The following is a 13,231-nucleotide window of genomic DNA, read 5'->3' on the forward strand; positions in this document are numbered from 1 at the left end:
ATCGCAGCACTTTTCTCTAAATAGTCTGGTATGGGCGAGTGCAATCACCGTTTGATTGTAGTTGGCTCAGATCATCGACGATGTGGAGGAACGTGCGTGAAACGAACGCGGAGATTTGGATCTTGGGCCATTGGCAGCGCTATCATCGCAACGATTTTGGCCGCTGGCGCAGGTATGGCATCGGCCGATACGACGGGTTCCAGTACGGCGGGTACAAACGGAATTAGCTCGTCCGGCGCGGGAAGTGAAGCTGGTGGGCAGAGCCCGATGGGCAGTGATGTGTTGGGACAAACTGTCGCAACGCCTTCTGTGATCGACGTCAGCAATACATATCCAACCATCGGTGAACGCGTGACGTACAGTGCATCTGGGCTCGTGCCTAAGCAAACCTATCGGGTGCTGTGGGAAGCTTTCCAAGGGACATGGGACGTTGACGGGAACACCTTTGTAGGCGAGTCCTATACGCCTTTTGTCAAGGTATTGGGGACAGTGACAGCGGACGCAAACGGCGAAGTGCATGGTGTGCTACGAGTACCCACCGGCTACGGCGACATTCATCAAATCGGACTGGCGGATGCAAGCGGGATTGTCGCGGCGCAAGGCAGTGTTACGGTTAAACCGTCTTTCACAATCAGTCGCACGCGGGAGTCGGAGGGAGGCTTTTTTACCATCCGCGTACAAGGCATTGGCTATGGTGCCTATTCAAGTGCATACGAAGTCTTGTATGACAATCATTTGATGGGCAACATCGCAGCTGTGACAACCAACGGTACAGCGGTCTTCCAGGTGCGAGCGGAGGGCATCGGATCCCATCTGATTGAAATTGCTCCCTGCTCTATTGGTTCGCCATACCTCAATGAACAGCAATCTCCGTATAGCTGGAAGCCAACATTTTCGATTCCTGTGACGGTTACAAAGGGACATCCGGTCGATGTCAAGGATTCGATTCCTGCTCCTTCAATCAGCACAGGGAACCACCTCATTGCGTCGCCCGGGCATGGTATTGTCGGCAGTACCTTTACACTCACGGGCCAAGGACTTCCCGCAAATGAATCATTGACGCTTGAATGGTCGAATACGGTTGGGAATCATGTAACAGCAGCTGGCTACCATTCTGCGCAGACGGTGCTGGGACATGTGACCACGAGTAGCACGGGCACGTTTACCGTTAAGATTCCCGTGCCCGTTAATGTGGGCGGGCCGCCGCACACCGTAGAGGCGGTCGATCCGGCGGGAACTATCGTCGGTACAACGACGTATCAAATCTATCCGAGTCTCGTGTCTGCACCGAAGGTTGTAAAGGCAGGGCAAGTTTTCACGATTCACTTGCAGGGCGGCGGCCCGGATACCTATGACAACTGCTACAGCGTACTCTACGACAACAGTTCGATTGGCTATGCCTGCGGCTTCAACACAAATGGTGATATGCAAATTCAAATTCGCGCGACTGGCGGGCCAGGCATCCACTACATCGATCTCTACCCAACGATTCAGCAAGGCAACCAGAAGGTTCCTAATCTCTACGTGTTGCCCTTGTTGACCTATAAGCTGGATCATCCAGGGGAAGCACAGCCTGCGTTTCACCTCGTCATCGATGTCCAATCGTAAGCTCAATGCGCATTGGCATGAACGATTGTACGGATAGGCTATCCATTGCCCAAAACGATTTAGTTGTTCGCGTATCATTTCTGCCTAGTGTTGAATTTGGTATATTCGTACTGTTCCAAGGCGGGTATGATAGCGCTTTTACACCACGCAGCTTAACCGTAGCGCCAAGTAAGATCCCGGATTTTAGGCAGAGAGGGGAAGTCAAATGGTCAAGCGAGTTTTAGCAGGATTGGCGGCAACATCTGTCGTTCTTGGTACGGGTGTCCCCATGACAATGGCAATGACGTTGCCATCGTGGTTTCAGGCCACCGTGTCTGTCGGTGGACAAACGCTCAGTCAGCCGGAAACCTTCTCGTTCAACAACCAAACCTACTTGCCCGTTTTCTACGTTGACAATGCGTTCACAAAGCTTGGTTACAAGGCGACCTGGAATGGTGCGAAACACGTATGGGATCTGGAACTTCCAGCGAATCTCGCATCCGCAGTTGCCTCGGCTAAATGGAGTGATTCAGGCAACACGTCCATCTCCATCAACGGCCAGGTCGTGGGGAAAACGGCAACCACAGTTGAAGCGGATCCGGCAACCAACAATAAAACCACGTATATCCCCATTACCGTACTACAATCGATCATCGGCGCAGTGAATGCGGGTAGTTGGAACGCGAATCAACGTGTTTTTGATATCAACACGCCAAATTCAATCACGGCTGTCGACGCGTACAACGGACAGATTGTCGTCCAATTTGCGAATTCGTTCACGGTTGCTCCAACAGGCAGTGAGATTAGCATCACCGGCAGCGACGGTTCGACCGTAACCCCAAGTGCAGCACAATTGAGCTCGGATGGCAAGACCGTAACGTACACCATTCCTGAGATCACACCACCAGGTCCGGTGCCGCACTATAGTGTGTCCTATATGGGTGGCAAGGCCGTGCTCGGTTATGAGCCCGTTGTGGCGGTCAACGATGGAACACCGGGCGTGACATCGGGTGCCTTGCAGGTCGGCAAGACCCTTACGGTGAGCGGCGTGAGCGACCAATGCAAGCCGATGCCAAGCTTGACATTCACCTCGGATAATACGTCTGTGGCCACGGTTGCCAGCGACGGTACCGTGACCGCAGTTGCCCCAGGCGTCGCACATATTCAAGCGACAGACGGACAAGGTTTTCAAGCAAAGGTACCGTTTACGGTCTATGTGCAAGGCGCGAACGATCCGACCATTCAGTCTGTGACGGCAAACTCCAACAGCCTCGTTGTCACGTTTGATCAAGCGTTTACCGCCGCACCAACGGCTGACGAGTTCATTGTGACTGAGACGGATGGCTCGACCTCGACCCCTGTTGTCGTGTCGGGTGTGTCGCTCAGCAGCGATGGCAAGACCGTCACGCTAACTTTGCCGGCACCGAGTAGTTCCAGCTCTTCCTCGAACTCGTCGACTTCCTCGAGTTCAAGTTCATCGACATCCAGTGCGGCGCCGCAATACAGTGTATCGTTCCTTGATCACACTGCTGTATCGACTACCGTTGCAGCGAATAGCTCTGCGAGTACCGGTAACACGACGTCCAATTCGAGCAACAGTTCGAACTAAGAAAATTACACGGATGTAACGCGCCGAATAGAACGGTTTGGTTAGGTGCCCCAAGCTAAGGTTGGGGCACCATTTGTATTTGCCCGAAAATGTCACAAGGTCTTCAACTATGCATGACGAATACAATCGGATAGCATCGAATCTTGTAGAGAGAAACGTCATGTAGCACAAAGATCGTGAGGGGACGCTTGTGAAGACGTTAGAAGGAATGCAGGCACTCGATGTAGCGACGCGCTACGGGATTACGTTGTATGATACATATTATGGAAATGAGGTGACCGTTGCGGAAGCTCGCCAGTTTATTGAAAGCAGGCGAGATCCATCGACATTCATCCTGAAGGATTGGCCGGACACGGAGGGTGAAGCCGAAGATGTCCTCCTAATGCACATTTATCGGGCGCTCAAGGAAGGTCAGATACACAGTGGCCGCGTCGACTTGTTGCTTGAAGGCGGACCGGGGCCGCGAATCAACCTTGCCGCTGCCGAGCTTGCTGCGCTGCGACTGGCGGATCGAAGGATTCTCGAGGTCGAGGATAAAGACGATGGCGTCTATTACCATGTACCACAAACGACTTATTTAACACAGGAGTTTTTAAGTAAGCTCTCCGAGTTCGTATGTGACGAGTGCAGACATATGGATCTGACGGGGCCGTTTCATGAAACCTGCCTGCATGCCTTGATCGACGCCATTCGTCGCGGTCAGTTCACGTTTGAGGACATTGCGGAAGAACGGCTGGGTGAAGGGGCGACTCCACTCAGTCGATTGTTTCAGGGGAATCTTGGGCAATGGTCTCGGCGCGTGTCGGAGACGAAGTCGAAGTTGCAAAAGGCCTGGAAGGCAAGACGTAAAGCCGTCGTGACCAAGGCGGAAAAACATCGGGACAAACGCAGTGTCATAGAGTCGGATCCGGATTGGCCGACACTGTCCGTTCCGCACCGAACGCTGGAGGATCTGCAGCAGACGCGGTTGGCGGCACGCGCTGAACAGCGCCGCGAAGAAACGGTAAGCAACGCTCCATCAAGTACGTCGTGGAGCCAAGAGCCGGTGGTGGACGCCGTTTCGTCAGCACCGCTGGAGGAAGTTGCTGACAGTGTGTCAGAAACGGCAGATTTCGCTGTAAATCAGCGCGAACGCATTTCGAAAAAGGAACTCATTGCGTATTTGCAACGGATCGAAATTGTCGATGAATCTGGTGACCAGATGCGTCAACTCGCCGATTTGAAGCAACGGTGTATTGAACTCGAGGCGCTTTTAGAGTCGGCGAACACGCGGTATGACCGCTTGCGCAGTGAATGCGAACAATGGAAGGCAAAGTATGACGACTTGCAGAAAGATATGGATACGGTTTTGCAAGCGATGCAAATCGCTCGTAAGCATGCCTCGCCAGATCGAGACGGTTCGCTTTCATAAACACAGAAGACCGCCTGCGATAGCACCGGCGGTCTTCGCTCTTTATTGGGCTGTGTGATGTGTTTCGTTTACATTGGGCAGCATGCCAGGTTTGCGCACCAACGTGATCGCTGTGCATGTCACACTCGCAAGGAGCGCTCCGGTTACCCAGAATACGCCGTGAATCGACGTGACATCTGCGATTGCGCCACCGACAAGCGGCCCTAGTGTATTGCCAATCTGATTCGCCGTTTGATTCAGGCCAAATGCGCGCCCGCGAAACGATTGGGAAGTCGAGCGCACAATGAGACCATTGATGGCCGGATATACCGCACAGAAAAACATACCGTATATGAACCGAATTGCCGCGAAGGCGATCACGCTGTGAAACGGAATCTGCATCAGTGTCCAGACTGCACCGCCCACAAGGCCGACAATCATCACCTTTGGAAAGCCAACTTTGTCCGCCCACTTGCCCCAAATCGGCGCGAATAACACACTGGCAATGCCAGCGAGGGAGAAGACGAGTCCAGCGATAAATGAGGCATTTTGGGTCGACGGATCGAGTTGTGTCACGTACAAGGTGAGCACTGGTTCGATGGTCATAATGGAAAAGGAGACGACCATATTTAACAAAAGCGCGGTGACCAGTTGGCGGTTGTGCAGGGCATCGCCAATAGCGCGCACCACGGATGGCCGCGTAGTGGCTCGACGAATTTGCGCTTCTTTGACCCAAAAGATGGCGAGTAGTGCCGATATCAAGACGAGGATGGCAGCGCTGCCAAACGCCACGCGATTGCCCGCAAGTCTTGCAATCGTTCCTCCCAAGAGTGGACCTACGATGCCGCCGCCCGAACTTGCTGCGGAGATCATCGAGAGGGCGTACCCGACCTTGTCTTCCGGCGTGTTGCTGCCGATGAGTGCAATAGAACCAGGAATGTATCCGGATAGCAATCCTTGCAGGATGCGCAGGCCAAGGAGTTCGTACGGATTTTGGACGAAGGCGGTTAAGCCGTATGTAATGAATAACGCGATGCCTGCCCGGATGATCATCGGCTTTTGGCCGAATCTGTCACCCACAGAACCCCAATATGGCGCCGCAATGGCGCCGGCGAGGAATGCAGCGCTGTATAAAGCGCCTGACCAAAGTTCGGTGTGCGAGTGCACGCCAATTTTCAGAAGGAACAAGGGCAAGAAGGGGACGACCATCGAGTAGCTAGCGGATGTCAGAAGTGTGCCAATCCAAAGGACGACAAGATTTCGCTGCCAGGCTTCCATACTGATCACCAACGTTTTTCTTTCATCTTACTCCTCTTTCTGTGTATCGGAGCGAAAAAATTTCAGATCTCGTAAAATTGGCAGACAGTTGCTACGCAATGGGTATATGATGGCCAAAGAGACACTCCAAAGGTTGTGACATCCAAAAACACGAGTTTCTTGCATGCAAAGGAACGAGGAGGACATGCGATGCCAGCCATTCGCCAAGTGATCAGCACCCTTACGCAGGACGGAAAGGAATTGATGGGCCCTGACGTTCTGGCGTACCACTATCCCGACAACAACATCTTGAATGGTTCCTTGCTCACCGTGGAATCGAATCACTTCGCCGTGTTAAAGTCGCGCGGTGCCATTTTGAACGTGTACGACACGGGTCAATATGTGATTCAAACGCCGGATCGCCCCATTATCGGAGCCTTTCAACAGGCGTTCTTTGGCGGTAACAGTCCTTGGCAATACGAGGTCATCTATGTCAATCGCGCGAAACTGATTCTCGAAGTATCTGGGATCGCATACTCGCGCGAAATGGCGGAAATGGGCTATCACGTAAGCTGTTATGTGCATGTTGACACCAAGGACGACGCCTTGAAGCTGGTGCAACACATGCCGATGGCGGGGCATTACGTCAGCATGAAAGAAGTCAATTGGTACGCGGGTCCAGTGATCGAACAGTCCATTAATAAAATCGTTCAACTCACCGAGTTGGAGCGGGTGAACGAAAAGATGCCTGAAATTCTGGAACTCGTGAAAGACCACCTGCAGGAGTTTCTGTCGGTTTACGGGTTGACCTTGAACGATGTGAAGGCGCTCGTGTATCCGAAGGACGAGCGCATGAAGGAACTCATTGCCCTACGAGCGTTTGGCCTCTCTGAACTCGATGCGGTGCGTTACTATACGGCGATGATCATGGCAAGCAAAGGCGTCGTGTCGGCACCGAACATGGCCATTGGCGAGCCGTTCTTTGTCGGCAACCCGCAGGTGGCTGCGGAACGCATGACAAAACTGGGCAACGAGTCGTAAGGCCGCAAAGGGGATGGAAGAATGAGCGATCTGATGAAGTACGGCATCGCCCTCGCGCCGCGCGGCGTGGTCAACGAACTGCTGACAGGTTGGATGAACGCGTGGTTTATCAACGTCAAAGACCCGAAGTATCGCTTGCGTGAGCGCAGCCGTGCGCTCCATAACGCGATCGACAATGCCCTAGGCCAGTATTTGGCCCAGCTACGCCAGGATCTGAAAAAACTTCGCCAGGCGTTGCCTGAACCAACGCGCGAACATCCATTCCCGCCCTTGGAGGGTCTGGCGGCGGTGAAAGAGATGGAGCAATACATTCGCCGTGTGGAGCACGTCCGGACTATTGCCTTATCTGCTCCCATTCCACCAGACGAGTACGTGTTTCATGGCACGGCGGAAAACGAACAAATGCTCTACGATCTGCTCGCGGTGGACGGCGAGATCGCCAGAGCCATGCAGTCGATGGATGAGACCACAATCGATCAAATCGAAGCGATCCTCGTTCGCCGCAACGCGCTGTTGCAACAGTGCACCGCACCGTAATCGGAGCGCTGGTTCATCGCCTTGCAATGAGGAACATTGTCAGAGGCGCGGGGGTGTGCGGGGAATCATGGATTCGGCGACGGCTCGAGCCGTTTTGTCCGCGGCACCTCGCGCTTCTGCGTAGAACCGCATTTGCGATGCACAGGGTGTATCGCCTGTGCCTTGGGCAACCTTTTGATATCGACCCGAGGGCAGTAGGAGCCAGCGATTGACGTTGTCTGCGAGCTGCAGGTGGAGCATATGTTGCAGACGCTCCTTCAAATTCTCCTGCAGCACTGGAAAGAGGATTTCTACGCGGCTTACCATGTTGCGCGTCATCCAGTCCGCGCTGGCTAAAAAGAGTTCCTCGTTGCCGCCGTTGTAAAAGTAGTAGATGCGGCTGTGCTCGAGAAACCGCCCAACAATACTCGACACGCGAATATTTTCGCTCACATTCGCAAGGCCTGGTCGCAAGCAGCAAATGCCACGCACCAGTAGGTCGATCTCGACACCCGCGTTCGATGCCCGATACAACGCAAGAATGAGGTCTTTGTCGGTTAGCGCATTCATCTTGGCGATGATGCGCCCTGGACGGCCTGCGTTGCAGTGTTCAATTTCGCGATCGATCAAGTCTAAGAACTTTTGCTTTAATCCGAGTGGAGCCGTGGCAAATTGGTTCCACGCGGGCGGATCGGCAAAACCCGTAAGATGGTTGAAAAATAACGATGCATCCTCACCGAAGTCCTCACGGGCCGTGAACATGCCGATGTCGGTATACAATTTGGCTGTGTTGTCGTTGTAGTTGCCGGTGCTCAAGTGCACATAGCGCACGATGTTGTCTCCTTCCCGGCGGACAACCAGCGTGATTTTACTGTGCGTTTTGAGACCGACCAGCCCGTAGATGACGTGACACCCGGCCTCTTCTAGCTTCTTTGCCCAAACAATATTGTTTTCCTCGTCAAAGCGGGCTTTGAGTTCCACGAGTACCGTGACCTGTTTGCCGTTTTCCGCCGCTCTCGCCAAAGCCAAGACGATTGGCGAATTGCCACTGACGCGGTACAGAGTTTGTTTGATAGCAAGCACCTGCGGATCGTTGGCCGCGAGGTTGACGAAGTGGACAACCGGATCGAATGATTCGTACGGGTGAAAGAGCAGGATGTCCTTCTTGGCAATGGTATCAAACAGGTTGCTTTCACCGATAAAGTCGCGCGGAATCTGCGGCGAAATGGGTGGGAAGCGCAGATGTGCATACTCCGGCTCGGCGGCAAAGCGCATAAGAAACGTCAGGTCAAGTGGCCCGAGAATCGAGTATACATCTTCGTGCTCAAGTTCGAGCCAGTCGCGCAATGTTTCAACGAGTTCCGGAGACATGGATTGCTCCACTTCTAGGCGCACTGCGGCCCCTCGGTTTCGCTTTTTGAGCTCCTTTTCGATCTCCTCAAGGAGATCCTCTGCACCTTCTTCGTCCACGTTGATGTCCGCGTTGCGCGTGATACGAAAGCAGGCTTGTTCGACAACGGCATGGCCGGGGAACAAAGCGTGGATAAACAGTTGAATCACCGTTTCGAGCAGTACGAACGCTCGTTTGTGATGGGTGCCGGCGATTTCGATGTATCGCGGCAACACCGACGGCACTTGAACGACGGCAAACAAAGGCGGATCGACCTCGGAATGGCTTTCAAAGGGTTGCAGGAGAACGGCGACGTTTAGCGTTCGATTTGCAAGCATAGGAAATGGGTGACTTGCGTCGATGGCAAGTGGCGTGAGCACGGGAAAGATGTGTTCATGATAATAGCTTTCCAAATACGCCTGCTGTTGGGAGTTCAACTGTTTGGACGTTAAGAAATGGATGCCCTCTCGGCGCAAAGCAGGTAACAAGGTGCGAGACCATGTGCTATACAAGCGCTCGACGTCGGTGTGGACGCGCTTTGAAATTTCGAGCAACTGCTGTCCGGCAGACATTTGCGTTTTATCATCCCTGCGATCCATCCCAAGTTTTAACTGATCTTTGAGTCCAGCCACACGAACCATGAAGAATTCGTCCAAGTTGGATGCGCAGATGGCCATAAACTTTAGCCTTTCGAACAAAGGATTAGCGGTGTTGATGGCTTCGGAAGCTACGCGTTCATTAAATGCCAACCAGCTTAATTCGCGATTGATAAAGTGCGATTTATGGTCCAAGGGTTGCATGATGAGTTCATACCTTTATCACAGTAGTCGTTCGGCTGTGCCGATGATATTCGTATATGCATTGTCGCCGCAATGATGTGGGAAAGCAATGGGAAACTGTCATTCGGCAATAGGAGGCAAGTCTGTTGCGGTTCGTCTGAATCGGGTAGCTTGCCTCCTGTAGCTGGTGGTGTGCGGGAATTAACTGTTCACGCGCGGTTTTGTGGGGTCCCCCACTGGTGCAGCGAGTTCTGTAACCTCAGCGAGCTTGGTCAGGTAATATAGTTCCTCGCGCGCCATGTGGTCAGGCAAAAGGGGCGCAAGGACGCCGAGTGCTTGATCGGATAAACGCAGTTCCTCAAGTTCGTTGAGAAATTCCTGAAACAACGTAAGTTCCATGCCAACTTCCAAGTTGAAGCGGTTGAGGGCAGGGAATTCTCGCAATTTGGTGCGTAGGTAGCCAGCGAGTTCGATGGCCTTCAGATAGTATGCCTCAAACTGCTTACGGAACGCGTAACTACGCTTTGCCAGCTGATATTCTGCCGGATCGACATCGTCTTGCAACGTTGCCGCATGACCCATGGCATCTTGTAACCACAGTACGTGGTGGTGGAGTGGGTGCTGCGTTTCGGGAACCTCCCCTTTGCACAGATGGTGCAAAATGCGCAGGTATTCGTCGAGCTCGTTCAGCATGTGGTTGATAAATGTTGGTGGCAGATATGTTTTGATGCCACCGGTTAGATGTCGACGCAGAAGATGAAGTTTGAAGGCGCGCAATTTTCGCGACAGCGCGAGGCTTTCCTTGCTAAGCTCGATGTGTGCTGCCGGATCGGGGACCATGGTATTTACGGTATGCAGGAGCGCATCGTATTCCTGAATGAAGTATTGCGACGTTGTCAGTTCTTTTCCTTCATCGACCGATAGGCTGTCGCGGATGAAGCGAGCGTGATCGCCCAATACTTGCAGCCAGAAGCGCTGCTCAAACTGGGCCGCCTGGACGAAACTCATCTGTTTTCCTCCTCTTGCACACGATGTGGTAGCGTATGCGCCCAAATAAGGCGTGGTGATTGTGAAAGGTGGCGTTTGTATGCGCAAATATGTTGTGGTAGAGTAATACGGATTTGTTGTCGGGGAGGAGGGCAAGGAGCATGTGGTGGCGAATACTCGCCGTGTTGCTATGGACGTGTGTTCTCGCCTACGGCACCTGCAGTATTGATCCATTCCACTTTTATTTAAGTGCGTTTCACTTCCACCCCAATGCGAACTTTCGGGATCTGTTACAGCTCGACTTTCACTTTGGTTCGTGGAAATATACCGTCGCGAAGCTTTGTCACCTGTTTGGCTTTATGATATTTGAAGCTTTATTGACTCTACTTCTTCGGCGTCCTCGCTTGTCTGCCGCGATCGCACTTGTGTTTGGCATTTGTACTGAACTGTTCCAACTGTACTTTGGTCGCGATGGGCGATTGTATGACATGATCATAGACGGACTTGGCGTCGCGCTATCGTACGGGCTTCAGAGGTGGGGGAGCAGAGAGAGAAGAAGTTTGGAATAAAAATATGGCCCCGAAGGGCCATGCCATAGAAGTTAAACTCACAGTGTCGGAGAAGAAGTGGGGCACGGCGGTTGCATCGGTTGATAGCCGCCGACAGTGCTAAATGTCTGCGTGGTTGTTGCCGCGTCAACGGCCGCCGGGGCAACGCTCAATAGCGTAGCCGCAACGAGCGAGCCAAATACGAGGACCTTCTTTACGTGTTTCATCGCCATTCCTCCTTAGTCTTCGTCTGCAAATGTATCTACGACCTTAAGAAACGCGTCAACGACGCGAGGGTCGTACAACTGTCCGCTAAGCGACGCAATCTCCCGAACCGCATCGGCCTTCTTTCGAGCCGGTTGATAAGGACGATTGGATACCATTGCGTCGTAGCTGTCCACCACTGCGACGATGGCCGCCGGAAGATAGATCTCCTCCCGCTTCAGTCCGTATGGATACCCGCTTCCATCGTAGCGTTCGTGGTGTTGTTCCGCCACTTTGCTGCCAATGTTCAGAAAGGGGTTCTCTGGAGAGTCCATGATATCCCTTCCAAAAATGGTGTGCTGTTTGATTATATCAAATTCTTCGGGAGTTAGCTTACCAGGTTTCATAAGAATTTCATCAGGAATGCGAATTTTCCCGATATCGTGAAATAATGCACCACAGCTAAGCGAAAGAAGGTCGGTCGCGTTAAGGTTTAGTTCGCACCCAATCATCAGCGAATATCGCCGTATGCGCTCACAGTGCGACGCCGTGTATCCATCCTTAAGAGAAATTTTTACGGCAAGTTCATGAAAACCATTTACTAGACCTTGATAAGATTGAAAGACTGGAGCTGATGAGACATATAAAAACTCGCTATCCTCGATAGCAACGATGCATACATGTTCATGTACAGGGGCGGCCACAACTTTGTCACCAGGATATAGAACCGATGTCTCGCTGCCGTATGTCACCCGGAGTGAGCCAGTTAATAGACAAAGTGACTCAAGCTCATTCCAACCTGCTGCTGGCATAATAGCCATTGTACCCATACGGGCGAGACGATGGTGAATAATCTCAGTACCGTTCTTGCTGGCGATTAGCGTAGCTGTCATGTTCTGCGTATATGCCGTTTCAAGTCCCTCTTCGCGAGACAAGATGCTTATCCATTTCGGTGTCGTCGATGAATCGTACAAGCTCAGCACCTGCTTTTGGGTGGATGGTATTCTTCGTCATATAGGCGAAAGCGACATTTGTAGACACGTTGCAACATCAACAGTAAAGACAGTCACCAGCGCAGTCAATAGAGAAAAAAGAGAATATGTTATTGTCACATAGAGCGGGGTGGATGTTTGTCAGCGATATGCCTTCGCCAAAAACATGAGTTCCAATAGATACAGGACGTTGAAAAGCCCATAGCAGCTTGCGAACCAAAGTTCCGTTCTGTCATTGCCAAAACTTACAACCAGGAGGCCGACGAGAACGGTGACGACGAGTAAAGCTAGGTGCACATGAAAAGATGAACCACGGGAAGACCGCAATCGATGAACCATAACGAGTGCTGTGAGAAGCGTCATGATGCTTAACACCACGCCGGGATGCGTCGCGAAACCGGCCATCAGAGCTGTTAGGATTACGGCGGCAAGCATGAGATAAACAACTCCGAATGTACCGACAGATATCGGCCTTTTCATGACAATCCCTCCGTAGTGCAGTTTGTCAATAGCATTTGCTTGTTCTATACGTAATTATAGCCACATTCCCGCCTGTAAAGACAACCAATTTGCTCGTAGACTTTCCGGGGGACAACAGAGTGGCTAGGACAGGCTCTGTCGGATGCATTGCAAGTGACCGCGTGAAAAGGTTGATACCATCCATTTGACGATATTCGCGTACGAATGTTTGAGTCGAGCTCTGTCATCTTGCCTTGAAGCATTTACACCCTATGATGGGATTAAATGCGTCAATGAGCGTAAGGCGGACCTGCTTTTCGATCTACAGGAACAATACCGTGAGCTTAAAGCAGAAGGTAAGGATGATGAAACGACGCTTGCCATGACAATCGATAGTACTGGGGACGTTGGTCAAACGATACAAGCCTATTTGCAAGATGTACTCGATTCGCGGCGGATTCCATCGGCAACG

The 13,231-nt window shown here is 52.2% G+C and carries 12 protein-coding genes and 1 pseudogene; 7 read left to right on the top strand and 6 right to left on the bottom strand.

All coding sequences use genetic code 11. From position 1 onward, the window contains the following. Positions 1-96: 96 nt before the first annotated feature. The 3 genes from QMF38_RS07210 (at position 97) to QMF38_RS07220 (ending at position 4,607) form a co-directional block, all read left to right on the top strand. Positions 97-1,608: a hypothetical protein gene (locus QMF38_RS07210; protein ID WP_281759018.1), complete on the top strand. Its 1,512-nt coding sequence runs from the start codon at positions 97-99 to the stop codon at positions 1,606-1,608. A 205-nt stretch (positions 1,609-1,813) separates the two neighbouring features. After that, positions 1,814-3,196, top strand: coding sequence for an Ig-like domain-containing protein (locus tag QMF38_RS07215; RefSeq protein ID WP_281759019.1), 1,383 nt, complete (start codon positions 1,814-1,816; stop codon positions 3,194-3,196). 190 nt (positions 3,197-3,386) lie between these two features. Next, positions 3,387-4,607 carry a hypothetical protein gene (locus QMF38_RS07220; protein WP_281759020.1) on the top strand — a complete coding sequence of 407 codons (1,221 nt, stop codon included), beginning with the start codon at positions 3,387-3,389 and terminating at the stop codon, positions 4,605-4,607. A 42-nt stretch (positions 4,608-4,649) separates the two neighbouring features. Here QMF38_RS07220 and QMF38_RS07225 read toward each other — a convergent pair whose 3' ends face one another. Beyond that, the gene (locus QMF38_RS07225) at positions 4,650-5,864 is read right to left on the bottom strand and encodes an MFS transporter (RefSeq protein WP_281759154.1); all 1,215 of its coding nucleotides are present in this window, start codon (positions 5,862-5,864) and stop codon (positions 4,650-4,652) included. A gap of 189 nt (positions 5,865-6,053) precedes the next feature. On the opposite strand from QMF38_RS07225, the gene QMF38_RS07230 reads away from it, so the two are divergent. Both QMF38_RS07230 and QMF38_RS07235 read left to right on the top strand, forming a co-directional pair. Next, positions 6,054-6,884, top strand: a complete 831-nt coding sequence (locus tag QMF38_RS07230; RefSeq protein WP_058093800.1) for an SPFH domain-containing protein — start codon at positions 6,054-6,056, stop codon at positions 6,882-6,884. Between the two features lie 21 nt (positions 6,885-6,905). Next, positions 6,906-7,421, top strand: a complete 516-nt coding sequence (locus tag QMF38_RS07235; protein WP_281759021.1) for a hypothetical protein — start codon at positions 6,906-6,908, stop codon at positions 7,419-7,421. Between the two features lie 39 nt (positions 7,422-7,460). Here the strand turns inward: QMF38_RS07235 and QMF38_RS07240 are convergent, their stop codons facing one another. Next, entirely contained in the window at positions 7,461-9,590 is a 2,130-nt protein-coding gene (locus QMF38_RS07240) for an RNA degradosome polyphosphate kinase (RefSeq protein ID WP_281759022.1), read from the bottom strand. 180 nt (positions 9,591-9,770) lie between these two features. Beyond that, positions 9,771-10,577 carry a DUF2935 domain-containing protein gene (locus QMF38_RS07245; RefSeq protein WP_281759023.1) on the bottom strand — a complete coding sequence of 269 codons (807 nt, stop codon included), beginning with the start codon at positions 10,575-10,577 and terminating at the stop codon, positions 9,771-9,773. Between the two features lie 140 nt (positions 10,578-10,717). On the opposite strand from QMF38_RS07245, the gene QMF38_RS07250 reads away from it, so the two are divergent. Further along, a complete protein-coding gene (locus tag QMF38_RS07250; RefSeq protein WP_281759024.1) occupies positions 10,718-11,125 on the top strand; it encodes a VanZ family protein in 408 nt (135 codons plus the stop codon). 38 nt (positions 11,126-11,163) lie between these two features. Here the strand turns inward: QMF38_RS07250 and QMF38_RS07255 are convergent, their stop codons facing one another. From QMF38_RS07255 to QMF38_RS07265, 3 genes are all read right to left on the bottom strand, one after another. Then, positions 11,164-11,331, bottom strand: a complete 168-nt coding sequence (locus QMF38_RS07255) for a hypothetical protein (RefSeq protein ID WP_281759025.1) — start codon at positions 11,329-11,331, stop codon at positions 11,164-11,166. Between the two features lie 12 nt (positions 11,332-11,343). Continuing rightward, entirely contained in the window at positions 11,344-12,282 is a 939-nt protein-coding gene (locus QMF38_RS07260) for an HD domain-containing phosphohydrolase (protein WP_390854228.1), read from the bottom strand. Between the two features lie 159 nt (positions 12,283-12,441). Continuing rightward, entirely contained in the window at positions 12,442-12,780 is a 339-nt protein-coding gene (locus QMF38_RS07265) for a hypothetical protein (RefSeq protein ID WP_281759027.1), read from the bottom strand. A 208-nt stretch (positions 12,781-12,988) separates the two neighbouring features. Here QMF38_RS07265 and QMF38_RS14820 point away from each other — a divergent pair. Continuing rightward, a pseudogene (locus QMF38_RS14820) lies at positions 12,989-13,180 on the top strand (pentapeptide repeat-containing protein); the annotation flags it as partial. Between the last annotated feature and the right edge of the window lie 51 nt (positions 13,181-13,231).

Origin of the sequence: Alicyclobacillus hesperidum subsp. aegles (genome assembly GCF_027923525.1) — a bacterium.
In the GTDB taxonomy this organism is placed as follows: Bacteria; Bacillota; Bacilli; order Alicyclobacillales; family Alicyclobacillaceae; genus Alicyclobacillus; species Alicyclobacillus aegles.

Coding starts and splice junctions, on each gene's coding strand:
- QMF38_RS07230 (WP_058093800.1), top strand. CDS start 6,054: ATGCCAGCCATTCGCCAAGTGATCAGCACCCTTACGCAGGACGGAAAG.
- QMF38_RS07235 (WP_281759021.1), top strand. CDS start 6,906: ATGAGCGATCTGATGAAGTACGGCATCGCCCTCGCGCCGCGCGGCGTG.
- QMF38_RS07250 (WP_281759024.1), top strand. CDS start 10,718: ATGTGGTGGCGAATACTCGCCGTGTTGCTATGGACGTGTGTTCTCGCC.
- QMF38_RS07215 (WP_281759019.1), top strand. CDS start 1,814: ATGGTCAAGCGAGTTTTAGCAGGATTGGCGGCAACATCTGTCGTTCTT.
- QMF38_RS07245 (WP_281759023.1), bottom strand. CDS start 10,577: ATGAGTTTCGTCCAGGCGGCCCAGTTTGAGCAGCGCTTCTGGCTGCAA.
- QMF38_RS07265 (WP_281759027.1), bottom strand. CDS start 12,780: ATGAAAAGGCCGATATCTGTCGGTACATTCGGAGTTGTTTATCTCATG.
- QMF38_RS07240 (WP_281759022.1), bottom strand. CDS start 9,590: ATGCAACCCTTGGACCATAAATCGCACTTTATCAATCGCGAATTAAGC.
- QMF38_RS07225 (WP_281759154.1), bottom strand. CDS start 5,864: ATGGAAGCCTGGCAGCGAAATCTTGTCGTCCTTTGGATTGGCACACTT.
- QMF38_RS07255 (WP_281759025.1), bottom strand. CDS start 11,331: ATGAAACACGTAAAGAAGGTCCTCGTATTTGGCTCGCTCGTTGCGGCT.